The 26,215-nt window shown below is 34.2% G+C and carries 23 protein-coding genes and 3 pseudogenes; 19 read left to right on the top strand and 7 right to left on the bottom strand.

The features are described from left to right. The 9 genes and pseudogenes from JO40_RS07515 to JO40_RS07480 all read left to right on the top strand — a co-directional run bounded on the left by JO40_RS07515 (window position 1) and on the right by JO40_RS07480 (window position 10,225). A complete protein-coding gene (locus JO40_RS07515) occupies window positions 1-726 on the top strand; it encodes a glycerophosphodiester phosphodiesterase (RefSeq protein WP_044978800.1) in 726 nt (241 codons plus the stop codon). Between the two features lie 44 nt (window positions 727-770). Beyond that, window positions 771-1,682 (top strand): patatin-like phospholipase family protein, encoded by a 912-nt coding sequence (locus JO40_RS07510; RefSeq protein WP_044978799.1) that lies wholly within the window; start codon window positions 771-773, stop codon window positions 1,680-1,682. After that, window positions 1,666-2,016, top strand: coding sequence for a NusG domain II-containing protein (locus tag JO40_RS07505; protein WP_044978798.1), 351 nt, complete (start codon window positions 1,666-1,668; stop codon window positions 2,014-2,016). The genes JO40_RS07510 and JO40_RS07505 overlap by 17 nt, the downstream gene beginning before the upstream one ends. Before the next feature lie 79 nt (window positions 2,017-2,095). Next, a pseudogene (locus JO40_RS07500) lies at window positions 2,096-3,234 on the top strand (N-acetylneuraminate synthase family protein). A 3-nt stretch (window positions 3,235-3,237) separates the two neighbouring features. Further along, window positions 3,238-3,651, top strand: coding sequence for a J domain-containing protein (locus JO40_RS07495; RefSeq protein ID WP_044978797.1), 414 nt, complete (start codon window positions 3,238-3,240; stop codon window positions 3,649-3,651). Between the two features lie 11 nt (window positions 3,652-3,662). Beyond that, window positions 3,663-5,612, top strand: a complete 1,950-nt coding sequence (locus JO40_RS07490; RefSeq protein WP_044978796.1) for a membrane protein — start codon at window positions 3,663-3,665, stop codon at window positions 5,610-5,612. A gap of 1 nt (window position 5,613) precedes the next feature. Then, window positions 5,614-6,798, top strand: coding sequence for a DNA polymerase IV (dinB, locus tag JO40_RS07485; protein ID WP_044978795.1), 1,185 nt, complete (start codon window positions 5,614-5,616; stop codon window positions 6,796-6,798). After that, window positions 6,798-7,892: a hypothetical protein gene (locus tag JO40_RS14690; protein ID WP_245608794.1), complete on the top strand. Its 1,095-nt coding sequence runs from the start codon at window positions 6,798-6,800 to the stop codon at window positions 7,890-7,892. The genes dinB and JO40_RS14690 overlap by 1 nt, the downstream gene beginning before the upstream one ends. A 77-nt stretch (window positions 7,893-7,969) precedes the next feature. Then, a complete protein-coding gene (locus JO40_RS07480) occupies window positions 7,970-10,225 on the top strand; it encodes a hypothetical protein (RefSeq protein ID WP_245608793.1) in 2,256 nt (751 codons plus the stop codon). 23 nt (window positions 10,226-10,248) lie between these two features. On the opposite strand, the gene JO40_RS07475 is transcribed toward JO40_RS07480, so the two are convergent. Beyond that, a complete protein-coding gene (locus tag JO40_RS07475) occupies window positions 10,249-11,046 on the bottom strand; it encodes a TIGR00282 family metallophosphoesterase (protein WP_044978794.1) in 798 nt (265 codons plus the stop codon). A gap of 32 nt (window positions 11,047-11,078) precedes the next feature. Then, window positions 11,079-11,909: a TatD family hydrolase gene (locus tag JO40_RS07470; protein WP_049992352.1), complete on the bottom strand. Its 831-nt coding sequence runs from the start codon at window positions 11,907-11,909 to the stop codon at window positions 11,079-11,081. Window positions 11,910-11,965: 56 nt separating this feature from the next. Here JO40_RS07470 and JO40_RS07465 point away from each other — a divergent pair, with 56 nt between their 5' ends. After that, complete coding sequence (locus tag JO40_RS07465) at window positions 11,966-12,178, top strand: hypothetical protein (RefSeq protein WP_044978792.1); 213 nt, start codon at window positions 11,966-11,968, stop codon at window positions 12,176-12,178. 66 nt (window positions 12,179-12,244) lie between these two features. Here JO40_RS07465 and efp read toward each other — a convergent pair whose 3' ends face one another. Continuing rightward, entirely contained in the window at window positions 12,245-12,808 is a 564-nt protein-coding gene (efp, locus tag JO40_RS07460) for an elongation factor P (protein WP_044978791.1), read from the bottom strand. A 245-nt stretch (window positions 12,809-13,053) separates the two neighbouring features. Here efp and JO40_RS07455 point away from each other — a divergent pair, with 245 nt between their 5' ends. The 7 genes and pseudogenes from JO40_RS07455 to clpB all read left to right on the top strand — a co-directional run bounded on the left by JO40_RS07455 (window position 13,054) and on the right by clpB (window position 19,340). Further along, the gene (locus JO40_RS07455; RefSeq protein WP_084224526.1) at window positions 13,054-14,328 is read left to right on the top strand and encodes a S41 family peptidase; all 1,275 of its coding nucleotides are present in this window, start codon (window positions 13,054-13,056) and stop codon (window positions 14,326-14,328) included. A gap of 57 nt (window positions 14,329-14,385) precedes the next feature. Beyond that, a complete protein-coding gene (locus tag JO40_RS07450) occupies window positions 14,386-15,066 on the top strand; it encodes a SanA/YdcF family protein (protein ID WP_044978790.1) in 681 nt (226 codons plus the stop codon). Window positions 15,067-15,264: 198 nt separating this feature from the next. Further along, complete coding sequence (locus tag JO40_RS07445; RefSeq protein ID WP_044978789.1) at window positions 15,265-15,501, top strand: hypothetical protein; 237 nt, start codon at window positions 15,265-15,267, stop codon at window positions 15,499-15,501. Further along, the gene (locus JO40_RS07440) at window positions 15,501-15,863 is read left to right on the top strand and encodes a type II toxin-antitoxin system RelE/ParE family toxin (RefSeq protein WP_044978788.1); all 363 of its coding nucleotides are present in this window, start codon (window positions 15,501-15,503) and stop codon (window positions 15,861-15,863) included. The genes JO40_RS07445 and JO40_RS07440 overlap by 1 nt, the downstream gene beginning before the upstream one ends. Then, the gene (locus JO40_RS07435) at window positions 15,860-16,207 is read left to right on the top strand and encodes a hypothetical protein (RefSeq protein WP_002674291.1); all 348 of its coding nucleotides are present in this window, start codon (window positions 15,860-15,862) and stop codon (window positions 16,205-16,207) included. The genes JO40_RS07440 and JO40_RS07435 overlap by 4 nt, the downstream gene beginning before the upstream one ends. Window positions 16,208-16,542: 335 nt before the next feature. Continuing rightward, a pseudogene (locus JO40_RS15220) lies at window positions 16,543-16,635 on the top strand (SanA/YdcF family protein); the annotation flags it as partial. 98 nt (window positions 16,636-16,733) lie between these two features. Beyond that, window positions 16,734-19,340, top strand: coding sequence for an ATP-dependent chaperone ClpB (gene clpB, locus JO40_RS07430; protein ID WP_044978787.1), 2,607 nt, complete (start codon window positions 16,734-16,736; stop codon window positions 19,338-19,340). A gap of 64 nt (window positions 19,341-19,404) precedes the next feature. Here the strand turns inward: clpB and JO40_RS07425 are convergent, their stop codons facing one another. The 4 genes from JO40_RS07425 to JO40_RS07410 form a co-directional block, all read right to left on the bottom strand. Further along, window positions 19,405-20,553 carry a sensor histidine kinase gene (locus JO40_RS07425; protein WP_044978786.1) on the bottom strand — a complete coding sequence of 383 codons (1,149 nt, stop codon included), beginning with the start codon at window positions 20,551-20,553 and terminating at the stop codon, window positions 19,405-19,407. An 86-nt stretch (window positions 20,554-20,639) separates the two neighbouring features. Then, the gene (locus JO40_RS07420) at window positions 20,640-21,803 is read right to left on the bottom strand and encodes an ABC transporter permease (protein ID WP_044978785.1); all 1,164 of its coding nucleotides are present in this window, start codon (window positions 21,801-21,803) and stop codon (window positions 20,640-20,642) included. Between the two features lie 122 nt (window positions 21,804-21,925). Then, window positions 21,926-23,065, bottom strand: coding sequence for an ABC transporter permease (locus JO40_RS07415; protein WP_044978784.1), 1,140 nt, complete (start codon window positions 23,063-23,065; stop codon window positions 21,926-21,928). A gap of 26 nt (window positions 23,066-23,091) precedes the next feature. Further along, window positions 23,092-24,030: an ABC transporter ATP-binding protein gene (locus JO40_RS07410; RefSeq protein WP_044978783.1), complete on the bottom strand. Its 939-nt coding sequence runs from the start codon at window positions 24,028-24,030 to the stop codon at window positions 23,092-23,094. 176 nt (window positions 24,031-24,206) lie between these two features. On the opposite strand from JO40_RS07410, the pseudogene JO40_RS15335 reads away from it, so the two are divergent. Together JO40_RS15335 and JO40_RS07400 are read left to right on the top strand one after the other, a co-directional pair. Next, a pseudogene (locus tag JO40_RS15335) lies at window positions 24,207-24,858 on the top strand (response regulator). 118 nt (window positions 24,859-24,976) lie between these two features. After that, complete coding sequence (locus JO40_RS07400) at window positions 24,977-26,203, top strand: hypothetical protein (protein ID WP_044978782.1); 1,227 nt, start codon at window positions 24,977-24,979, stop codon at window positions 26,201-26,203. Window positions 26,204-26,215 lie beyond the last annotated feature (12 nt).

Genomic DNA, 26,215 nt, shown 5'->3' with positions numbered 1-26,215 from the left:
ATGTTTAAAACTCTTAATTTTGCACATAGAGGTTTCCGCAGTAAGTATCCTGAAAACACGATGCTTGCTTTTTCTAAAGCTGCGGACTCAGGCGTTGACGGTATAGAATTTGATGTTCATCTTTCTTCTGACGGTGTTCCTATTATCATTCATGATGAAGCGTTGGATAGAACATGTAATGCTTCAGGTCTTGTAAAAGATTTTTCTTTTGCCGAGCTAAAAAAAATAAATGCCGCAGCAAATTTTAAAAGCTCAAAACCTTTGGATGAAAAGATTCCTTGTCTTGAAGAGTATTTTGATTTTATAAAGGATAAGGATATTATTTCTAACATTGAATTAAAAACCGGTGTATTTGAATATCCGGGTATAGAAGAAACCGTATATGCTCTTTTAAAAAAATATAATCTGCAAGACAAATGTATTATTTCTTCTTTTAATCATGAAAGTGTTTTGAGGATGAAAAAGATAGATTCTTCTCTTGTATGCGGCTTTTTAGTTGATTCTTGGGATTTGCATCCGGCCGATTACTTAAAGAAGTATGGCATAGAATGTTATCATCCTCCTGCATATAGGCTTACAAAAGAATTTGTAGATGAGCTTCATAATGAAGGCATTAGGGTTAATGCTTGGTTCGGTTCAATCCAAACGGACTATTCTCAAGTTTTAAGAACGGGGCTGGATTCAATTATAACGGATTATCCCGATAAAATTGCCGCTTTATTGTAAAGTTTAGTCTAGCATAAATTTAAAAATATAGATATAATTACATTATGGAATGGGCATTGGTTTTATCGGGCGGAGGCGCAAAGGGCCTTGCCTACATTGGAATGTTTAAAGCTCTTGAAGAATTAGAATATCCGCTTCCTAATTGTATTGTCGGATGTTCTATGGGGGCGATTATCGGCGGCCTATATGCTTCAGGCATGACAGTAGATGAGATGGTTTCTTTCTTTTCAAACGATTTTGAATTAACCGACTACCTCGATGCCTCTCATTTAGGATTCGGTATAACTAAACTCACAAAAATATTGCAAATCGGAGTGGGCTTAAATAATTTAATTTCTCATCAAGGGGCGGATTCAGGCGAAAGGAGTTTAACTCTTTTTAAAAAACTTTCCTGTTATCAAACCTTTGACCAGCTTAAGATTCCTTTCTATTGCAATGCAACAGATTTATGTGAAGGGAACGAAGTGGTTTTTGATAAGGGATTTTTGGCTGACGCTATGAGAGCTTCATACTCCTATCCCGGTTTTTTTGCACCGTTTAATTATAACGGAAAACTTTTTGTAGACGGTTGTGTAAAAAACAATACACCTGTTTGGATTGCTAAACAAAAGGGCTTTAAAAATATTTTGGCTGTAACGCTTGGAACCTTTAAGTCTATAAATAATAATGATATAGATTCTTCAATTTCAGTTTTAACAAGATGTTTGGAAGTAGCTTCAATAAAATCCTGTTATAGAGAATGTAATACTCCGACCCATATTCTCGATATTGACACCGATAAGGTTTCGCATGATTTTTCAGATCCTCTATACCAAATTCAGATGGGATATTCCATAACTATGAATAATAAAAAAGAGCTCCTTGAATTTTTTCAAAACGGGCTTTCAGGCTTTTTAAACCGTAAAAGAATGATGAAAAAGACTGTTAAAAGGTTAAAGAATGAAAAAGTTTTTTAATAAGGTTAAAACTTTTGATATTATAATTTTTGCTATAATTGTTGCATTTATAACATTAACGTCACTTTTTATATATTCTGCAGATAACTCTACCCTCTACCTATCGGTACATACACCGAAAGGGAATTGGATATATCCTATGGATACTGATATATCTTTTGAAGTTGAAGGAGAAACAGGGCCTGTAAATATCAGAATAGAAAAAAATGAAGCCTTTGTCGTCAGCTCAACTTGTTTAAATAAAACCTGTATAACAGCTCCGAAATTGAAAAATCACGGCGATTGGAATGCCTGCCTGCCGAACAAGGTTTTTTTATCCGTCGAAAAAAAGTAAAATATAAAACTGAAATCAAGATTTTAAATTTTTTCATCTTGTTTTTTTTTAAAATTTAATGTAATATTCTACGGATATTATGAATAATAAATATGAAGAGTTTAGGCTCGGTTCGGAAATTTTTTCAATAAAAAATCCTCTTACAATTGCCGAAATAGGAACAAGCCATAACGGATCTATTGAAAGAGCCATAAAGTTGATAGATGCAGCTAAAGAAGCCGGAGCAAGGGCTGTAAAATTTCAAATTGTTTATGCCGATGAAATTCTTCATCCTAATACGGGATATGTAGATTTACCTACGGGTAAGATTCCCCTATATGAGCGTTTTAAAAGTTTAGAAGTTCCTGTAAGTTTTTATAAAGAGCTTGCCGAATACAGCCGATCAAAAAAACTTTTGTTTTCGGCCAGTCCCTTCGGACTTAGATCAGCTGCAGAGCTTGTTTCTCTTAAACCTGATTTTATAAAAATAGCCTCACCTGAGCTTAATTATGTGCAGCTTTTAAAATATTGCGCCCGATTTAATATTCCTATGATTTTATCGAGCGGAGTTTCTCTTTTAAAAGATATTGAAACAGCTTTGACCGTTTTACATTCCGAAAATAAAGACTTGAGCCTTGCCCTGCTTCACTGTATTACATCTTATCCTGCTCCGGAAAAGGAATACAATGTTTCTGTGGTTAAAAATTTGAGCCGTATTTTCGGTATTGCTTGCGGAGTAAGCGATCACTCTTTAGATCCGGTTTTAGTGCCGGCCTTAACGCTTGCATCAGGAGGCTTTATAATAGAAAAACATATTTGCCTGTCCCGCAATGAAAAGGGCTTGGATGATCCTGTTGCCTTAGAGCCTGAAATGTTTAAAAAAATGTGTTCTTCTATAAATTCCTTTTCTAAAAAAACTTGTGATGAAATCATAGAGGATTTAACAACATTAAATTATTCTTTAAAATTTATAAATGAAGTTATCGGATCGGGAGAAAAAAATTAAGTCTAGCGGAAAGTAAAAATTACGGCCGCACAAATAGGTCTATTCATTATCTGCAAGATTTAAAAAAGGGAGAGATCATAACCGATAAGGATATAGCCGTTTTAAGAACGGAAAAAATTTTATCGGTAGGAGAGGTGCCTGATATGTTTGATAGTTTTATCGGTGCCGTTTTACAAAAATCAGTTAAAGCCGGTGACGGTCTTTTAATGCAAGATTTTCTTACAAGGAAATAAGATATGAGTAAGAATTATTATAATGATATGGGGAATATTTTGCGGGATGCTCTTACCTCGGATGAAGATCCTTTTAAGGCTGCAACTCAAAGATCAAACGGACGCTACCGCACTATGGGAGGACGGATGGAGAGGCGCCCTCCGCCTAAGATAGATAAATCAGTAAAGAGCATCCCTGTTCCTCCCGAATTGATTGAAGACTTTGCAGTTTTAAACGTTTTACCGGGAGTACCCTTGGATGAATGTAAAAAGTCATGGAAGCGTTTAATAAAAAAACATCATCCTGATTTGCAAAATTCGCCGTCAAAGCAGACTGAGGCAAATATGATAATAAGGCGTATCAATAATTCTTATCGAAAAATAGAGACTTGGTTTAAGACAGGAAAGATTTTATCCGAAAAAGACTTAAATTCATAAGGAATTTTAGATTGAAAAAAAACTTCTGTTTAATTTTATTGTTTTTTCTCACACTGCATATTTATTCCGAAAATACAATTTATGAATTAGGACCTAAAACTGAAAATGTTATTGTGTTTACTGCTGCAAGGAATCAAAATAATGAACCGACATTTTCTACACAGCTCTTAGAAAATTTTGTAAAAGAGTTAAAGGAAGCACCTCTTCAAACACGTGTTATAATTGCAATTACCGATAATGACTTTCCTAATCTCCCTGAAAGTATTGATATAATAGAATCCCAAAATACAAAAAAACTTATTTCAAAAATAAATGAAAATAAGGCCGCTGTTGTTTTTATTTTATCTGACGGCCTGCCGGATAAAGCTGTATTAACTCCGGGAGGTGAAAAAAAAACCTGTCCGCCATGGATGCTAAAAGATTTAAAAGAAATTTTAGAAAAACAAAGTATTCCTTTTGAGTTTAAATACAATAATATTACTTTGTACCGTCTTGGAATAATAACCGATGATATTTTATCTGAATATTTAAAAGAAAATATTCCTGCAATTAAAATATCTTACAATTCGGATATCAGGCCAACTCTAAAATCCTTAATAAATATTTATTCCAATGGAATTCCATCGGAATGGGATATGCATTATAATATAAAAAAAATATTCGGTCTTATAATTATAAATGAAAATACATTAGTAATTTTAATAATGGCTGTTGCTTTATCGGCTCTTTTTTATATATTTATATTCAGTTTTTTATTTGGAAAAAAACGGGAGAGAAATATTAAAGACCTTGTAGTTCTTTGGAGAGTTCCTGTTTTCTTTTTTATAATCAATTTATTTGCTCTTTATATAGGAGAATATTTTGCTCTTCGTGTTTTTTCTTTTAAATTCGGTTTTGAAGAATCTATTAACCTTTTGCCTCTTGGAGCAATATTTTTAAAATTTTTATTTGCATCATTAATAATATCTTTGTTTGCGTACATAAGTAAATATGCGAAAATGCCTAGTAATATTTTTATCTATGGATATTTGGCAAGCATTGTGTGCTTTCTTAATATATTTATCTTTTCGAGAGTCAATTTATCATTAACAATTATACTATTGGAGATGTATATTTTATCTTTTATTTCTTATCATTTTCAAAAAATATATGCACAAATAATATTTTTTATATTATATATTTTATTATTTATATATCATTTTTCAGATATAATATTTATTAAAGATAATCTTACTAATGTTTTATTTTATTCCGATCATATTTTAACATCAATGTTTATTCTTCCATATACTTTGATGCTTATAAGGTTTTTCATGCAGTTACAAAAAGAACGGCCTAAAGCAAAATCTATACCGTTCATTGTATCAGGAGCAATAACTTTTATCACAGTATCTCTTATTGTTCTTATTTTAATTTATCCTAAGTTTTTACATCCTAAAAATACGGATGAATTTATTTTATATAATATTGAAAACGGAAATAAATATATATCTGTCATCTCAAATATAAAAACCGTCTCTCAGGATATTGATGCAGATGAACAAGTTCCTGAGTTATCCGGTATTGGAGATGCTGATTTTATTAAGGTACAGGCGAAAACAGAAAATTATCTTGAGCGTGTAATAGGTGAGGTAAATATTGTTCCTAAGATTAGGGCAGCTGTTATACAGGTTATTATAAGCCGTACGGATGGTTTCCCTATTTATGAAGCAACTATGGAATTTAAAAAATCGGATGAGGGAAGAAGTGCTGAATTTGTTTCACCTATTAATTTGACTGAACCTTTTTCTATAAAATTTTCGGGAGAAAAAAATGCTGTTTTGCACGTAAAAATACTTGCATGGTTTTATGATAATCCTATCAGTCCTGTTTTTGAAATTTCAAATGAAAATTTAAAAAACAAAAAATTAATTTTTCATGTCATAAAAGAATTCGATTTGTTGCCCGATGCAGGAGCTTAATATGGCAAACAGAAAAGTTTTTTTCCATGTTGATATAGATGCTTTTTTTGCTTCAGTTGAACAGCTTGATAATCCCGAATACCGAGGTAAGCCTGTAATTGTGGGAGGTCAATCGGAAAGAGGCGTCGTTTCAACTTGTTCTTATGAAGCTCGAAAATTCGGAGTTCATTCTGCAATGCCTATTTTGCAGGCTAAAAAGTTTTGTCCGAACGGCATATTTTTAAGATGTCGCATGGATCGGTATCATGAAAAGTCAAAAGAGGTAATGACTATATTTAAAGATTTTAGTCCGGAGGTAAACCAACTTTCTATTGATGAAGCTTTTTTAAATATGACTGGGATGGAAAAAATATTCGGTACTCCTAAAAATTCCGCACTTCTATTAAAAAAAACTATAAAAGAAAAAACGGGTTTAACGGTTTCGGTAGGTTGCGCTCAAACTAAATATATTGCTAAGATAGCTTCAAGCCGCTCAAAACCTGACGGACTTTTTATTGTACCGGCGGGTGAAGAAATTGATTTTATGAAAAATCTTCCTTTAAAGGATGTGTGGGGTATAGGAGGAAAAACGCGGAAAAGACTTCTTGCAGCAGGTTTGACTACAGTGCCTCAAATTTTTAATTCAAGTGAAAATCTTTTGCAAAGTATTTTAGGAAATGCATCAGGTAGTTTTTTGTACAGAGCTGTTAGAGGAGAGCTTTATGATGTTTTTAACGATGATGTTAAATCGCACTCGATAAGTACGGAACGGACATTTGAACACGACTTATTTTCTCCTGCAGATATAAATGATGTTCTTTTTTATCTTGCATCGGAGATTATGTATAGAATTTTCGATGAAAAGATAAAAGGAAAAACCGTTTCAGTAAAAATACGATATAATGATTTTACAACCGTTTCCATTCAATCTACAGGTTCCATTGTCAATGATACTCAAGACTTATTTGAGCGGGCAAAAGAACTTTTTTATAAAAAATTCGATAATAAAACACCCATAAGATTATTGGGGCTTTGTATCATGAATGTTGAAGCCGATATTCCCGAAGCTCAATCTGAACTTTTTTATAGTGAAAAAAATATAAAGAAACGAAAGATGCAAGAAACTATGTATACCCTTACAAAAAAAGAAGGTAAGAATATTTTAAAACCGGCTCGTCTTTTACAAAACGATAAGGATGGTTTGTAATGAAAAATAAAATTTTACCTTTCTTTATAATTTTTATTTTTTTATGGACGGCTGCCTATGGTTTTGAAAATGACGGAAGTGCCGATATTGATTTTGGTATCGATTTAATTAAAAACAGAACCGGTGAAAACAAAGCAGGCCAATACTTTAAAAATTTTGATTCGGAAAATACTGTTCTTTTTTTAGATGGTTTTTGGGATATTGAATTTTTAGGGCTTTCAAGTTTTGAATTTTTTGAAGGTTATGCAAAAGTAAATTCTTTTCAGGGTGTATTTAAACAAAAGGCAAATTTATCGCTACTACTTTTATTAAATAAAATGTTTTATTTTGAAACACTTTATAAAGATGACTATAAAAAAAGTACTTTAGCCTTCGGCTATTTTGGAAAAGAAGATTCTCCCATAAAACACATTCGTGCAGGTAACAGTAATATAAAATTTCCTCTTAATTATGGGTACATAGATACGGGAGGAGGCAAGTTTATCAGCCCAGGTGTGATGGGAACTTTTGCAGGAGACAAATGGAACGCTGATGCAGTACTCAGATATGAAAGCTCCGAATATAATTCAAAAACATACTATGGCAATACTGAAATTATAGAAAATAAAATTTCGATTAACGCTTGGCAAAGGGGCAAACATTTTTATATTCCCGTAGATAATTTATATGGAAAACCCGTTTCCATTTTTGTTAAAGATTTTGCAGGCAGTCAATGGAGGCGTTTAAGTTCTGATGAATTTTCGATTGACCCGCGTTTAAAAGTCTTATCATTAAAAAAATCTTATCCTGAAGGGGTGGCTATAAATTATTTTGATTTAGAGCCCAATCCGTCAGATACGAATAATCCTGCTGATACACACTTAAGTAAAGTCAAAAATTATTTTTCAGTATTAGGTTCAATCCCGGAAATAAATGAATTAGCAAATTCTATTCCCGCTAATGTTGAAGGATATAAAAAAAATATTTTTGGTAAGGATTATTTGGTTTTAAAAGAAAAAAAATTTCGCCTTTTGAAATTGCCTCAAGGTATAATGCGCCTCAAGTCGAAGGGGATTCTTCCTCATCGGTTGTCTACACATATAATCAAAATGTGAATCCTCATTTTACGGCGAATACAGAGACAACAGATAATTTTTTAAGTGATTTTCAAAAACTGAAATTTATCCAGGTTTTGGATTTAAGTAAAGACTATGATTTTAGTAATCCCGAACAAATGTTTCCGTTTTTCAAAACGGATTATAAAATATATCTTCAAGGTAATTCCGATGAGACCAATTTAAGTTTACAAATATTATGCAAAAATTATACTCCAACACCAGGGTTTAGCTTACCCGATACGGCTATTCCGGGAAGTATCCGTATTTTTAAAAATAAAATAAGGATATTCAACTTTTCTTATAATGAATCCAATCATACTTTAACGATAGATGAACCTATTTTTTCAAATGATATTGTAGAAATCCAATGGAAAGAAGGCGTGACCTATTCGGATTCGGGTACTATAAGATTTGCAGGAGGTGCGCACTGGAAACCGATTAAAGGGTTGGATGTTTTTTTTGCAGGTTCCGGTGATTGGGAAACGGCAAAACAAAAAATTATTCCTATTGATACATATAAACTTTCAAGCGGTATAGATTATCAAAACCAAAAAATAAAAACAGGAACTGTTATAGGTTTTGAATCCGATGTTGATCGTAATAAAAAAGCAAGAGAACAATTTTACTCTTTTCAAAATAAAACATATTTTAATTATAGTTTTACAGGCTCTTTATATTCTAAAAATAATGTACCCATTTTTTCTAATCCTCTTTTTTATTTTGAAGAAAATTTTATAAGTGATAAAAAGTCTTTAAATCTTCATACAAAAACTAATGCAGCACTTGATATATGGAAAATAAAATTAGCAGGTTTGTTATCCTTAAAAGCCGATTTTTTACAAAAAAAATCGGAATTGAATATTATTGAAAGTTACGGCCATTCCGTAATAATGCCGATTTATTTTTTTAATGCTTCGGAAGATTTTTTTGTTAACATACATGATTCTATTCTAAGGCGTGAATGTAAAATTGATTTTCAAAAATATATAGATATAAATTATATTACCGCTATTGACTACAATAAAGATTATGCTTCTCAAAAAATATTCGCATCAATTGCGCCTATTATTCCGCAGGCAAAATTCGGAACAATATATACTCAGACTAATTTTTCTGTGGGGCAAAAATACAGAACCGATTTTTATCCTTCATCCTTATCATATTATGAAGCATGGAAAAAAAGCTTAATCGATATGTACTCAATAGGCGAAAAAAATGCCGAAAACAGAGCTGCCGCTCTAAAGTTTTTATTTAACTATTTTGCAAATGAAGAAGATAAAACAGGTTTTAGACTGTCAGGTTTTAATTTTGAAGCTTTCTCAAAAATAGATTTCCAAAATAAAACAGAAAAAAAATCAGGTGATGAAACAGGTATTGAAATTTCCGTACCATTCAATACGGGGAAAATATTTTTCTCTCCGATTATAAAAAGAAAAATTACAAAAGAGAAAAAGGCTATAGAAGCTGAAAAACTTAAATCCTATGCTTTGGATTTGAATTCCTTGTTTACTGGTTTAGGTGAACAATATTGGTTATTTTCCAAACCGTTTTTTTATGACATGTTCGATCAAAGAATAAACAGTCAGATACAAACCGAAAATAAAAATTTATTTTACAGCTTTTTTAATTCTTACGGATTCTCTGTTTCAAGATTGATAAGCGGTTCTATCAAAGATTTATACGTACCCATTGAATTCGGCTCATCATTATCCAGGCTGGTTCAATCATCTCAAACCGGTAAATCGCCTGTAAATATATACGGGCTTGATTTTTTATTTAAATATACGGCTTTGAATATTTCCGGAAAATACGGCCATTTTGATTGGTTTAAATTTTATGATCAAGATGAGTTGAATAGGCTTTACAAATTCGGTTTTTCGTTTGGAAAAGACTTTTTTAAATTTAATTTTAATTCAATTCATAGTCTTTATTTTTTCTTTAGCTTAAATAATAAATTGGGCATTGAAAACGAGTTTTTATATACGGCTTCAAAAATAGATATGCAGAAATTCTTAACCGACGAATGGAAAGAAAAATTCAGTTTTATTTTTTCTTACAAAGGAGGCTCATCTCTTCCCCGATTAATAATAGAAACTTTTTCAAAAATACCTCTATCGGATAGCAGAGAAGAAAGACTTTCTGTAGAGTTCTCGCAAAATAAGAATTTACAAAAACTTAACTACAAGTTTTCTTTTAAGCATTTACAATCTACAAAGATAGGTTCTCACGGTGAAATAAAAATATTTGCAGAATTGGAAGGCGCTTCTACAACATCAAATTCTTTTTTACTCAACATAAATGCAGGAATTTCAGGAAAGGTAGATTTTTAAAGAGATAAAAATCAGTTAAAAGCCTATGAAGTGATTTGAATTCTTTTTACCGAAACGGCTTTTTTTGTTTCGGTATCTATCTCTGCGATTAAGCCGCAAAATATTGCAACTCCTTCTTCCATGACTTCAACCCGCTGCGGAACTTGGCTCTTTGTTCTTGTAATGGCTGTAAAGGGGCTCCCTCCGATTACGGACTCTTTAGCTCCTATCATTCCGAGGTCGGTAATATAAGCCGTGCCGTTCGGTAAGATTCTTTCATCTGCCGTTTGAGTATGAGTATGTGTACCTGCAAAAGCAGATACTCGGCCGTCGACATAAAAGGCGAGGGCTTCTTTTTCCATTGTAGATTCTGCATGGAAATCTATAATGTTAATCGACTCGGATAAATTATTTTCATTTTGCGAAGAGAAAAGAAAATCAATGGACTGGAATGGGCAGTCGATGGCCCTCATATTTTCTCTTCCTTGAAGATTTATTACGCTATATTTGATTCCGGTTTTTTCGATAACTGCAAGTCCCGAGCCTTGAGCAAGAGGAAAATTATGAGGCCTCAAAACTCTTCTGTCCTTACCGAAGTTCATACGGATATCAAATCTTTCCAGTGTATGATTTCCTCCAGTTATAACATCAACGCCTGCATTAAAAAATAGTTCCGTCTGGTCATCTTTTATCCCTACACCGTGTGCCGTGTTTTCTCCGTTTACCACGCAGAAATCTATTTTTTCTTTTTCTATTATCAAGGGCAAATGTTTTTGTAAAGTTTGAAGTCCTAGATTACCGCAAACATCTCCGCCCATAAAAATTCTTATAAATTGTTTCATAAGGCTTATTTTAGAATAAGATTAAAAAAAAATCAATTGCCGTTAAAACGGATATTATATGCTTTTTTAAAATTCTCAAAGATTGAATCTTTTAATTCTTCCGTATAATTTTTGTAATTTTTTTCATCATAGTTTGAAAGTCCTTCCGATTTAGCTCTTAATTCTGCGAAAGCCGAAAAGACCGTTTTTATATCTGTTGGAAGAGATAAGTTTTCTTCTTTTAGACTCATGTATGGGGCATCCGTTTCGGTTAAAAGTCTTCCGGTTTCTAAATTTGCAGCAGTTTCTATTTGAGCTTTTTGTCCGCGGAGCAATCCTTTGCCGATACAAAAATAAGCATTTACTCCTTTTTTTAGAAATGACCTTGCTTCGGTTACGGAGCCAGCCCATCCATGAAAGATAACCGCACTTATTTTCTTTAGAGTTTTTGCATCATCGAATATGAGGTGCATTCCTTTGCGGCAGTGTACAACTATGGGGAGATTCGATTTTTGGGCAAGATTTAATTGGGTATTCCATACTTTTTTTTGGGCTTCTAATGTGCTTTTATAATGCTCATCAAATAGGTCGAATCCGCATTCCCCGATAGCGGCTATTCTTTTTTCGGTTATGAGTTTTTCTAAATAAGGTATTTCGTCTTCTATCGGGCATTGAGGATGTATTCCGAATGACAGAATAAAATGCTTGGAATTTTCCCTGCATATTTTTTCTTGAACCTCAAACCGGATTGCCTCATTTGCCGAAGCGCAAAAAAATATCTCCTTATCGAAGGTTTTTAAAATAGGATTTTCTATATTTTGAGAATTTAGTTCCTCTAGTGTGTCTAAAATATGAACATGGGCATCGGTGTACATGGGAGTCATTATATACTAAAGGTATCGTTTTGTATACCGAAAATATTACTATACGGAGGGAAAGTATGAAATTATATTCGATAAAAACTACTCAAGGCGACGCCTCATATTGTTCCATTTTGCAAGAAACCGATGCCGGATACATCCTGCGCATTTGTATGGATAAAGACGGCTATCAAAAAATAAGTGAAGATTTTATAGAAAAAGATCTTTTTGATATGTGCGTCCGCACGGGCTACATTCACGAGCTTTCAGAAGCGGGTTCCGTAGTAGCCTAATCGTACTACCTTTTAGTTAAGCTAAGGAGTAATTAAGGGGTGTTCCCCTTAATTACCGCTTTTATTTTAGCTGTTAACTCTTTCCTGATATTCGTTAGTTTCAGTGTTTACGAGTATTTTTTCACCCTGTTTGATAAATAATGGAACACGGACTACAAGACCTGTTTCGGTAACAATGGGTTTTGTAGCTCCAGAGACAGTATCTCCCTTTATATAGTTTTCGCTTTGCTCTACAATAAAAATCATCTTAGTGGGAATCCTGACATCTATGGGTTCATTTTCCCAGATGAGAATATCGTATTCATCCCCTTCTCTTAGATAATGTTCCTTGTCGCCTACTGTGTCCGAAGGTACGGAAACCGATTCAAAGCTCTCAGTATCCATGAACATAAATAAGTCTCCATCCTTGTACTGATACTGACACTTGTGTGTATCTACTACCGCATCTTCAACGGTGTCTGCCGTTTTGATAGTCTGCATCAAAACCGATCCGTCCCTTAGATTCTTCATTTTAACACGGGCAAAGGCCGCACCCTTTCCGGGATTTACAAATTCTCTTTCAACAACCAAATAAGGGGTTCCCTTATTCAGCAAAACAGTGCCCTTAGCTATATCTCCGCCTCTAATCATTTTTCACCTCATTTAAAATTGTGCGATATTTTAGCATTTTTGATATTTTTATGCAAGAGTCTTGATTTTAAAAATTTTCTGTTAATTTAGGCCTTAGTTTCAGCTTTATTCGTCAGATTTTTCCGTAAAAACATTTGCTCTGGAAATGCTTTGTAAACGTTTTGCATCACGCTGTTTTGCCACACGCTTGACTTATTTTTCATATATGGTAAAATGGAAATAGAATTTAGGTAAAGGCTTAAAATATGATTATAAAAAAACTGATATTCCGAACTGTAGTATTTATTCTTGTTTTCGTATTTGTTATAATAGCTCTTATCATCTCAAAAAAAAATGATGTAATATACGGTTTTATTTCTGCTGAAGAAATGAGGGCTGATTATGAATATTTTTGGGATTTTATTTATACCGGTTATCCCTTTACTGAAGTATGTGAACGCAAAAGAATTGATTTAGAGCAAATAAGACAGGCAGGATATAGGTATTTATCGGATCCTATGATGCAGTATGGTTATTATTTTTTTTATAAAGATTTATGCAGAAAAATTACTGGAAATAGATATATAGGTCATCTTTATCCTTTCGATTATTTTGATTATTATTTTAATTATAAAAAAATAGAAAATACAGCTCAGAGTCTATCAATTAAGAAGCAGGCTTTAATAGATAACTTTTATTCTCATATATATCAAGCAGAGACTCTTAGTTACCAAAATATCGGTAATTTTAGCAATAAAAATTCGTCATCAATAGGAATACGTAAATATTCAAAGCCGTTTATACAGATTATTGAGACCGATCATATTGCATACATAGAAATCAAATCTTTTCTTACAACGGAAGAGGAAGAAAAACAAGAGTATCTAAAAGTCTTAGAAAATTTTTTTATTGAAACGGCAAATTATAAACACATAATAATAGACATACGAAATAACGGCGGAGGATATACTGAAAATTACGAAGCAATACTATCTTTCAATATAACAAAAGATATGAATATAATATCTTACGGCCTTTATAATGAAAATAAATATACTGATATTTATTTGGATATGTTTTTTAAAAATTATAAATCAAAAAATATAAATCGGTATGAAGTTCCGAATATAAAAAATTGCGGTACTGTAAAAAACGATAAGGCTTATAGACTGGAAGAAACGGTTGTACCTCGTCCCGTTAGCGGATATAAACCTTGTGAGCGTAAAAAATTTTGGCTTCTTGTAGATAGCGGTGTATATTCGGAAGCTGACCGGTTTGCTTATGTCTGTAAAAAAAGCGGTTTTGCAACAGTGGTTGGGTCTAATACCGGCGGAGCCGGAACAAACGGTAAATCTCCGATGTACATAGTTCTTCCCAACAGCGGTTTATTGATAAAGTTTGATTTTATGTACGGCTTAACCGAAGACGGATATTGTACCGATGAATTCGGCACTGCTCCCGATATTTATAATTTCCCCGGTAAAAGTGCCCTTGGAACTTGCTTGGAAGAAATCAAAAGATTAAGAAAAAAAACGGATTAGGGGAGAAGAAAAAATTTTAAGAAATGCAATTTATAATTAAAAGGAGCCTTAATTTACATGAAATCTAAATCCTTAAAAAAAATAATCTTAGGCCTTACTTTTCTTTTTGTTCTAATTTTAATAGGAATTGTAAGCATAAACATCTACATGCTTAGCTATTCAAAACCTTATATTTATAAAAACATTTCCGCCTTGCCGGAAAAATATGTTGTGATTGTACCCGGAGCTAAAGTTTATAAAAACACGGTTTCGCATGTTGTGAGGGATAGGATCGAAGCTGCCGTAAATTGTTTAAAAAACAAAAAAGCTGAAAGAGTTTTGATTTCAGGTGACCACGGAAGAAAGGGTTATGATGAGGTAAACAGAATGCGTATTTTTATGCAGGATATTTACGGCACTGACGAAAATCTAATCTTTATGGATCATGCAGGTTTTTCTACCTATGAAACAATGTACCGTGCCCGGGAAATCTTTTGTATTGAAGATGCCGTTGTGGTAACACAGGCCTTCCATACCGCAAGAGCCGTTTACATAGGAAGAAAATTAGGTCTCGATGTTATAGCCTATGAAGCTCCTGAGGTTTTAAGGTACAGCAGGGAAACCCATATAAGCTGGGAAATAAGAGAAGCCTTGGCAAGAGTAAAAACTTTCTTTTTAGTAATGTTCAATGTGAAGCCTACATTCCTCGGTAAGAAAATACCGATAACGGGAAATGCAAAAGATACATGGGATTTTTAAAAATCAACAACCCCGACGCAGAGCATCGAGGTATGTTGTTCTCATAAGGTAGTTGCAGTCGGCTTTAATACCCTTTGTTACGACGCAGAGCGTCGGGGTATTAAACCCTCCGCACGAATAAAGCTAAAAAATGAACTTGAAAAAAACGGATATTTGCGATAAAATAATCATAGTTAGTTTATATTGACGGAGGAATCTATGTCGTATGAAACTCTTGTTGAACAGATAAAAACCTTACCGGATGTTTACTTGGAGGATATTTCCAAATATGTGCAGTTTTTAATGTATCAATATGGACACGAAAAGATGTCTCTTTTAAAAGAATCGGATGAAGAATTTGAAGCCAATATGAATAAAGGTTTTACCGATATGATTAATGGAAATGTAACTCCTTTAAACGATGCTTTTGAAGAAATAAAGTCAAGGTTTATTTAATGAAATATCAAGTTGTTATTTCAGATCAAGCAAAAGAAGATTTGAGTAGTATTTATTCTTACATATTAAATAATTTAAAATCAAAAATTAATGCCGATGCCGTTTTTAAGCGTCTTTATGAAGCAATGCAGGACTTGAATTTTATGCCGTCTCGGTATCATAGATATCCAAAAGAACCGTGGATATCTCGTGGGATAAGATTCTTCAGTGTAGGTAATTATTCAATCTTTTACGCAGTTGATGAAGATACTTTAACTGTTACAATTATTCATGTGGTTTGCGGAGGTATACAATATGAGATTCCTGCTTCTGAGGGTGGAATCGACGGATTATTAAATAGTGGAAAAATTGAGCGAAGATGAGACTTTTAGAATTCAAAAGAACAAAATTGTTCGATGGCATTGAGGATGGACTATTCGATAAAGATTTTCAATTAAATATAGAGGGAAAATCTGTGTTATTTATTGTGGATGACATTACTCCACATAAATTAATAGACTGTCCGGTCAAACAAGATGTAATAAATAAATTGCATCTGGAATCAGATGGCATATCCAATATTGTGACAAAAGAGCAGCGATTACAGGTTTATTACTTAAATGAAGATGATTTGTTGATTATCTTTTCAATGGGTGAATATCAACCAGGAAGATACATGCTTTTCCTGGAAGGAGTCTTTCTTAAGCTGAACTTATTTCCAACTTAAATAACTCCTCTGGATTACCTTGTAGAACTCTTGGAATTCTCTGGGCAAAGTATTTCTATTTTCCAAGGGGCTTTAACTAATTCAGGATTGAAATATAAATAGCTAAGGAGTATTTTATTATGTTACATACTCCAACTGTTTTTGTAAAGAAATTTCTCCGTTTCACTCATTTGCCCAAAGGGGATGGCCAATTTCGATCCATTCGGTGCTTGTGCTTGCTGCAATGGGGCGCCTTGTACAGCTCCCGTTATAGACTGGACCCATAAAAAAAATAACCTTATGCATTATTTTTCTTTTTGCTTTAATTTTAATAGGAATTGCAGGCATAAACATCTACATGCTTTTTGGTAATGTTCAATGTGAAGCCTACATTTCTCGGTAAGAAGATACCTATAACGGGAAATGCAAAAGACTCATGGGATTTTTAGATAATCGGAAAATATGACAAGTTGGTTTTCTTCAAGTTCGTCTGATATTTTAAGATTAGATTATTGATTTTTTTCCGAATTTTTATTATTTTGTATATATGAATATAGATAAGTATACAGTTAAGGCATCGGAAGCCGTTCAAGAGGCTTCTTCGCTTGCCCAAAGAGACGACCACAGTCAAGTCGAAAGTGAGCATCTTTTATATGCTCTTTTAGAACAAGAGGACGGAATTGTTCCTCCTTTAGTAGAAAAAATCGGAGTAAATCCCGAAGGCCTATTGGACGAACTCGACAAAATGCTTAACAGAAAGCCCCGTGTTACGGGACAATCCGCTCAAACATATATTTCGCCCTTGCTTGCAAAGGTTTTTGCAAATGCTGAAGGCTATGCAGATAAATTAAAAGATGAGTATGTTTCTACCGAGCACCTTTTACTCGCTCTAAGTGAGTCAAAGGATGAAACCGGAGAACTCTTGCGTTCACGGGGTATCAATCTAAAAAATCTCCTTTCTGCGCTTAAAGAAGTACGCGGAAATAATAGAGTAACAAGCGATGACCCCGAATCTACATTCAGAAGTTTGGAAAAATTTTGCCGTGACCTAACCCAGCTTGCAAAAAACGAAAAGATAGATCCCGTAATCGGGCGGGATGAAGAAATAAGGCGGGTAATGCAGGTACTTTCCCGCAGGACAAAAAACAATCCCGTTTTAATCGGAGAACCCGGAGTCGGAAAAACGGCAATAGTTGAAGGCCTTGCAAGACGTATAGTTTCAGGGGATGTTCCCGACAGCTTAAAAGGAAAAAGACTTTTATCCTTAGACCTCGGAGCCTTGGTTGCAGGAGCAAAATTCCGCGGCGAATTTGAAGAAAGATTAAAGGCCGTAATTTCCGAAGTACAAAAATCCGAAGGCCGAGTCATTCTCTTTATTGACGAGCTTCACACCCTTGTAGGTGCCGGAGCAAGCGAAGGCTCGATGGATGCTTCAAACTTGCTAAAACCCGCCCTTGCCCGCGGAGAGCTCAGGGCGATAGGAGCCACCACCCTAAACGAATACCGAAAATACATCGAAAAAGATGCAGCCCTTGAGCGCCGTTTCCAGCAGGTTTACTGTCCCGAACCTACGGTTGAAGACACAATAGCAATCCTGCGCGGTCTACAGGAAAAATATGAAGTTCATCACGGGGTACGCATAAGGGATGAAGCTCTTATAGCGGCGGCCGTACTTTCCAACCGTTATATCACAAACCGCTTTTTACCCGATAAGGCAATAGACCTTGTGGATGAGGCAGCAAGCCGCCTAAAAATGGAAATAGAAAGCCAGCCTGTTGAGCTTGATCAGGTTGAGCGCAAAATTCTTCAACTGAATATCGAAAAGGTTTCTATAGGAAAAGAAAATGATGCAGCCTCAAAGGAAAGACTTGTAAAACTTGAAGAAGAGTTGGCAGAACTTTCTTCAAAACGGAATACGATGCAGGCCCAATGGCAAAACGAAAAAGCCCGCATTAACGAATCCCGCAAATACAAGGAAGAATTGGAACAACTGCGTATTGAAGAAACCAAGTACAGCCGGGAAGGAAACTTAAACAAGGCTGCCGAGCTGAAATACGGAAAAATACCCGAACTTGAAAAAAAGATAGCGGCCGTTACTGCCGAGCTTGAAAAAAAAGCTGGTCAGGAAGGACAGCTTTTACGTGAAGAGGTTTGCGAAGAAGACATAGCCCGAATCGTTTCAATGTGGACAGGTATCCCCGTTTCAAAAATGCTTGCAAGCGAAATGCAAAAATTTTTGGAACTCGAAAAGGTGCTGCAAGCCCGCGTCGTCGGACAAGATGAAGCCGTAAAGGTGGTTTCGGATGCTATCAGACGAAACAAGGCAGGCCTTTCCGATATGAACCGTCCCTTGGGCAGTTTTTTATGTATAGGCCCCACGGGTGTCGGCAAAACCGAATTAGCCAGAACCCTAGCCGACTTTTTGTTCAATGATGAAAAGGCACTTACCCGAATCGACATGAGCGAGTACATGGAAAAACATTCCGTGAGCCGCCTGATAGGAGCTCCTCCGGGATATGTCGGTTACGATGAGGGAGGACAGCTTACCGAAGCCGTAAGACGGAGGCCGTACAGCGTCATCCTCTTTGACGAAATAGAAAAAGCTCATCAAGATGTTTTTAACGTTTTTTTGCAGATCTTGGATGACGGACGTCTTACAGACGGGCAAGGCCGTGTAGTCGATTTTAAGAACACAATTATAATTATGACCAGCAATATAGGTTCAGAGTATATATTGACCGCAAAGGATATGGGAAGCATAAAAGAAGAAATTACCCAAATCCTCCGCGATAATTTTAGACCCGAATTTTTAAACCGCATTGACGAAATCTTAACCTTTAACAGGCTCGAAAAAGAGCATATCCGAAAGATTGTCGATATTCAGCTTAAGTCCGTTGCAGAACGCTTGAAGACGCGCCGCTTGAGCCTTAAAGTTTCGGATAAGGCAAAGGATTTCCTTGCAGACATAGGCTATGACCCCATGTTCGGTGCCCGACCCCTAAAGAGGGCTATACAGGCCGAGCTTGAAAACAAACTCGCCCGCTGTGTTCTTGAAGGCAAATTTCCCGAAGGCAGCACAATACTGGTAGACAAGGGAGAGGACAGCCTTATCTTTAAAAGAGAGGTATTGAAAAAAACAGACTCCGGCCAATAAGAACAGTATTAGCTTACTTTACACATTAGCCTTCCCAGCAGAATTTAGTTTTTTGATTTGTGTTTTATTTTAGTTTCCAATTGAAAAATACCAAACGCATAGAAAAACCTTTTACGGCGGGAAGGCTTTCATAATGGACTGTTCCGCCTGCTTCTTTTGCTCTTTCTTCAATAGCTTTTAGACCTATGCCTTTTTTGATTTCAATGCATCCGGCTCCGTTATCTTTCATTGTAATTATGAGCGACGTATCAGTGTAAGAAAAGTGGATTGTAATTTTTGAAGGTTTGCCGTATCTAGCCGAATTTGATAAGAATTCCTGAACAGCCTTATATACTGAATGGCTTTGTTTTTCATTTAAACTCCAAATATCTTTTGAGAAAGTAAACTGTACATTGATATTTGTCATTTTTTTAAATTCTCCTATCAGATTATGAACTAGGATTATTATTTCATACTTGTTATAATCTATCGGTTTTAATTCTCTCAAAGCAAACCTGACTTCTTCTAAATTCTTTTTAGCAAAGGAATTTAAATCTAAAATTTTTTGAGGTAAATCATTGTTTTTGTTCTTTGCAGCAGCATAGAGTGCGTTTAGCTGAATAATCATTGTAGAAAGTCCATGTCCTACACTGTCATGTATTTCTCTGGATATGCGGTTTCGCTCTTTTAAGGTCATAAGGTCTTCTATCGATTCATTGTATATTTCCAAATCATGGATAGAATTTAAAAGCTCATCCCTTTGAATACTTAATTCTTCTTGTTTTTTTTGGTAAGAAATAATTTCATGTTGGTTTAGTTTAAAATATTCTAAAACTCCTCCGCTTAAAATAAAAAGGGCTGTATAGTTTATGATTATTTCCATATCAAAGTTCTTCAATGAAAATATGCAAACTGTAAGTCCTATTATTCCCAATATGTAGGTATAGGGTTTTGAATTATAATAAAAACTATCAATCAATGGAATTAAAAATAAAAGAAATGGAATGGCAGCTCCGGTAATGTTCAGTAAAAAACAAAGGAACCAATCGGTTAAGCAAAGAGCAAAAAGAAAGGTTTTACTCTTTGTATAAAAGAGTTTAAGATTAAGCAATATAATAAAACAAAGATATAATAAAAATTGAATTCCTGTAATCTGATTTCCGTTTATGCTTGTTTGAATAAGGCTGGATGTTATTAAAAAATAATGAATAAAAATCAAAAATTTATTTTTCATGAATATGATTATATTATAATAATTAAGCTTTTGCAAGATTTGCATTTAAAAAAAGGAGGCTATATCAGCCTCCTTTAAATTTTGCTTTAATTTGTTTCGTTGTTAAATTCTTTTATTTTCCAGCTGCCGGCTGTAAAAATAGCGGCAGTCATCGCCCAGACTATCAATATGTTTGGAAAAAGTTTTTCTTTATCCAGCATTTCCAACAGCCAATATAGGGGTGAAAACATTGAAATATTTTTAAACACAGGCGGAATTGAAACAAAAGGCATTACAGAAATAATAGCAAGGAAAAATAAAACTATTGTAAGAAGACTTGTTATATTCGAAGCAAGAGCCAGTTGAGATTCTTTTTTAAAAATTCTTGCTATTAAAATAGCTATGGATAGAGCAAAAAAACTTGTTGAAACCACGGCTAAGAATATCAATGGAAGTCCCGTAATTTCTAATTTAAATATTATTGTCGCAGAAATAAAGACTATCATATTTACTACCACTTGAATAAAGACAAAGGCTAATAAAAAGCTTCCCACTATTTTAAATTCGGAGTTTGGGCTTATTATTGCACGTGCCAACATCTTTGTTTCCCTAAATTTTATTAAGTCGGTTACAATCGCTGTTGAGCCGAAAATAATCATATACAATACAAGCAATGTCATTATTTTTAGGCCTAGACTTATAATGTTTTTATTATCCGGTGTTTTAAATACAATATTTATATTGTTGTTTAAAAGCTTTTCTCCATTTTCGGCTAGACCCGAACTTTTAATAAAATTATCCATGAGATAAGCATTTATACTTAAATTGAGTGCTTGGACTCTATTGTCAAGAATAATGCTTTCTTCCGTTTTTAAAATTTCAAGTTCCGGTTTTTCATTTTTTAAAATTTTTTCGGAAAAATCTTTGGGTATAATTATAAGACCGGGTATTTTTCCAGTTGCAAGTTTTTCCTTAACCTTTGTTAATTCTTCTTCTTTATTTTCAGGACGGACTGTAGATTCGGAACCGGCAAAAAAGTTTTTCCATAAATCTCCCGTATCATCGACAAAATACCCTACCTCACCCATTTGAACGGTATAATCGGTCTTTTTAGTTTCCAAATCATCGGTATCTTTCGGATCAAGAATAAATCTTATTACAAAAATAAGAATTATCATAGCAAAAGGGAAAATAATCAACATACTGGCATTTGTTATATTTTTTAATATTCTTTTTAGCTGTGCTAAAAATAAACATAAAAATTCTTTCATATCATATCTCCTATAAAACGATGTTTGCCGAAAGGCAAACTCGACGGATAAACAGTGAGGCACCATTTATGCCGAACTGTTTATCATATCTCCTATAAGCGGAATTTCTGCCTCACTGTTTATCAAATTTCCGTTTTTTTAAAATTTACCATCAGTAAACCCAAAATATAAAATGCTGCACCAAGGGTGAGCATTATAAGCAGGCTGCCTATCATTCCTCCAAAAGAATTTTCCAAGACAATTTCCCTAAGAGGATTTGTTATAATTTGGGAAATGTTATATTTTGAAAATAATTTTGCAATTTTGTTTTCATTCGGAATTGAAAAGAGAACCGTTCCCAAAACTCCGAATACGAAAAATATAATCAAAACCGCCGCATACACAATATCCTTTTTGTTAAAGGTTGTAAGGGTACAGGCAATGCTGCCGGTTACAAGGGAAAAACATGCAGCATATATAAAAAGAAGAATAGGATTTCCCATAAAAGAAACTTTTAACAATCTAAAAATTAAAAGATAAATTGTGATAGCAATAAAAACTTTTAAGGCCATACTTATTATTTGAGCATTAAAGATATAGGCTGGGCTTTTTGGTATCGAGTTAATACGCATGGTAAGACCGGCAGCCTTTTTCTTATATGATGGATTAAGTATTTCCATAACAAACATAAAAAATAACAAGATGCTTAGGGATATTGCATAGACTTCATAACTTGACATGGTGTGAAGGGCGGGATGCATAAAAATTTTCCCTATCGGTTTAGCTGTTTCTTTTTGAATATTAAGATACTTATCCATAAGCTCCTTAGATTCACCTGAAGCGGCAATCGCTTTAGTAATTTTATAATTGCCGCTAATGGAACTACTTATGCTTTTAATTATATTCGATAAAAAAGTAATTGATGCAGAAGACTTTTCTTTACCGATAATTACAATATCAAATTCTTTGTTTTCTTCTACCGAATTTTGATAGCCTTTTGGAATTTTGATTTTATATTTTGCATTTGTTTCATTTTCAATTTTTATAAAATCTTTTAAGATATTTGAATTTAAAGTACCGATCAGCTGTTCCGATAAGAAAGATTTATCTTCATCATCGAAAAAAACAGAAATAGCTTTTTCATTTGTTTCAGCCTTAAAATCCGATTTTCGCAAAAAACCGTTATAGCCTACAAAAATAATCGGAAGACAAAGGTAGATTAAAATAAAGGTAATAAAGTTATCTTTTATCGCTATAAGCGTAATTTTTAAAAATGCTTTCATCTATATTCCTCCTGAAGCTTCAATCGTTATTCACGCAATTTTTTTCCTGTAAGCTGCAAAAATACTTCGCCTAAATTAAGCTCATTGATTTGAAGAGCCTTAATTACGGCTCCTGAGGTTTGTAATATTTTAATAGTTTCATCAAGATTGACCTTACTTCTCTCATATAGAATGGTAACGGTATCTGCTGATTGTTCTACATTTAATGCCCCATCAAGAAGCCTGATTTTTTCTATTAGGTCTTCATTTATATTGTCGGCCTTTATTTCAAGGGTTACGGTTCCGTTGGCCTTTTCCTTTACGGAATTAAGGGTGCCGTAGGCAATCTCCCTTCCCTCATCGATTACAAAGATATTTTTGCAAAGCTCTTCCACCTCTTCCATGTAGTGGGAGGTATAAAGAATTGTAGTTTTATCTTGGGAATTTATCTTGCGCAGATACTCAAATATATTGTTCCTTGACTGGGGGTCAATACCTACAGTCGGCTCATCTAATATTAAAAGGCGGGGCTTGTGCATAATGGCTGCAGCAAGGTTAAGTCTTCTTTTCATACCGCCCGAAAATTTTTTTACCTTTTCTTTTTTCTTTTCGGTTAAGCCGGTTACTTCCAAGGCTTCGCTTACAGCATCCTTTAGTTTTTTTCCTGAAAGACCGTAAAGGCTTGCAAAAAAATTGAGATTATCGATCGCTGATATATCCTCTGAGAGAGCCAGCTCTTGAGGTACAAGGCCTATCAATTTTTTTGCCTCTATCGGATTTTTTTTGATATTGTGTCCGCCTATAAGCACTTCGCCGTTTAGCGGATCCAAGATTCCGGTTATTATGTTTATCAGGGTTGATTTTCCGGCACCGTTAGGCCCGATTAAACCGAAGATATCGCCTTCTTCAATATCAAAAGAAACACCGGAAAGCACCTGCTTTTTTCCGTATTTTTTTGATACATCCTTAACTTCCAATATTTTCATAAAACACCTCCATAAGAAGTTTCTTGATTTATATGCCCTTATTTTAATTTATTCCGGTGAAAATAAAAGTGCCGAAAGTCATTTTTTATAAGGAAAATAGTCATTGATTATCGCAAAAAAAAGTTTAAAGTGCGATTATATTGATTCAGGCACTAAAACTATGCTATATTAAATCTATGAGAATAGCTATTGTAGACGATGAAAAACTAATATGCGAGGGCTTAAAAATTATTTTTTCTGCTTATCCCGACATTGAAGTTGTTGCAACGGGCTGTAACGGAAATGAGGCCTTAAAAATATGTGAAGAAAAAGAACCTGAGCTTCTCCTCATGGACATAAGAATGCCTGAATGTAACGGTGTAGAGGCGGCAAAAAAATAAAAAAAGTTTTCCCGATATAAAAATATTGATTCTCACCACCTTTAATGATACCGAATACATTCAAAAAGCTCTTCAATACGGTGCCTCAGGTTATCTTTTAAAAGACAGCGCTCCCGATGTAATCTATGACGGAATCAAGGCGGCTATTTCGGGCAATATTGTTATAAATCCTGAAGTCGCAAAAACCATGCTTTTTGAAAGCCATGAAGGATCGGGCGAAAGAACCCCAAAGCCCCTGCCCGAAATTCAAGACGAGTACGGCTTGAGCCAAAAAGAAATAGAAATTATAAGGCTGGTCGCAGAGGGGCTTTCAAACAAACAAATTGCCTACAAACAAGGCCTTTCAGAAGGCACAATTAAGAACAGTATTTCCGTAATCTTTGATAAGACCTTTGTCGCCGATCGGACTCAACTTGCTGCCTTTGCCTTTAAAAACGGTATTATATAACTCCTAAATCCGGCTATAAACACAAAGCTGCCGTAGTCTTGAAATAACAGGTAAATTATGATAACTTTACCGAATAATATAAAAGAATTCATGGTTCTAATATAGGGGTTATTTATAGATGAGTAAGCAAAAAATCAGCCGAACTAAGGTAAGATTTTCGATAAAATTAAAGCCGATTACCATTATATCTATTTTTCTATGCAGCTTTATTTTATATGCACAGGAACCGTTAAAAACCGAAGATAAGGCTAAAAAAAGCTACTTTATAGAAGAAGGCAATAAAGGAGCATCTATATATCAGCATTTATCATGGGAAGCAATAGACAACATCTTAGGTTTTGAATTTGTACTCGAAAAACAAGATAATTCGGGTAACTGGATACAAATCGATAAAAAGAATTTAAAAAAGAATTCAATAAATGTTTCTTTACAACCGGGAAAATACCGCTATAAGGTAGCTATAATTAATCTTCTTAATCAGCTGGACTCTGCAAGTGAATATAGAAATTTTGATGTGCGCATAGCCTATCAGCCTGAAGTTTTATCATTATCAGTCAATACAATATACTTCGATGAAACGGATTCAGACTCACTCATCGTCTTAGGCAATAATCTTTTTGCGGAAACAATATTTACTTTGAACAAAGATACGGAAAACCCAATACCATGCACCGTAATAGAAGCGGATAAAGACGGAAAAAAAATAAAACTTAAGCTGGATTTTTCAAAGTTCTCACCCGGAATTTATACTTTTACTGCAACAGATCCAAGCGGTTTACATGATAGCTCCAAAAATATAGCCTTTGCGTTTCAAAAGCCGCTCGATATATTTTTATCTTTAGGCTACACTTTTAGTGCCTTTATGCAAAATAAAATATTATACCGATATTTTAAATCGAATATTTATCCTGCCGGAGGTTCTTTATGGTTTAGTATTATACCTATAAAGAAATTATACGGCCGTATAGGTTTTAATCTTTCAGCTTCAGGCTTATTTTTAAAAAGCTCTAAAGATGAAATCTATACATTAAAATCCAGTTTTATCATACCTCAATTTAACTTGGTATATATGTTTCCAATAATCAAGCGCAGACTTAATTTTGATCTGCATTTGGGAGGAGGAGCGGCTTTTTTAATACAGGCAAAATTTACGTATCCCGAATCGGATATACAAAGTCCCGTTTATTGGTTTTGGTGCCCTTCGGTAAACGGAGGAACAGCTGTTCAAGTTTATCTTTATAAAAAATTATATTTTGAGATAAATTTAGATCACATCATTTTATTTAGAAAGGATTTTCCTAAATATGTAATTCAGCCGTCCCTTTCTTTGGGCTGGGAATTTTAACCTATAGGAGAA

This window comes from Treponema putidum, from assembly GCF_000755145.1.
In the GTDB taxonomy this organism is placed as follows: domain Bacteria; phylum Spirochaetota; class Spirochaetia; order Treponematales; family Treponemataceae; genus Treponema_B; species Treponema_B putidum.
This window is presented reverse-complemented; position numbering and strand designations above follow the sequence as displayed.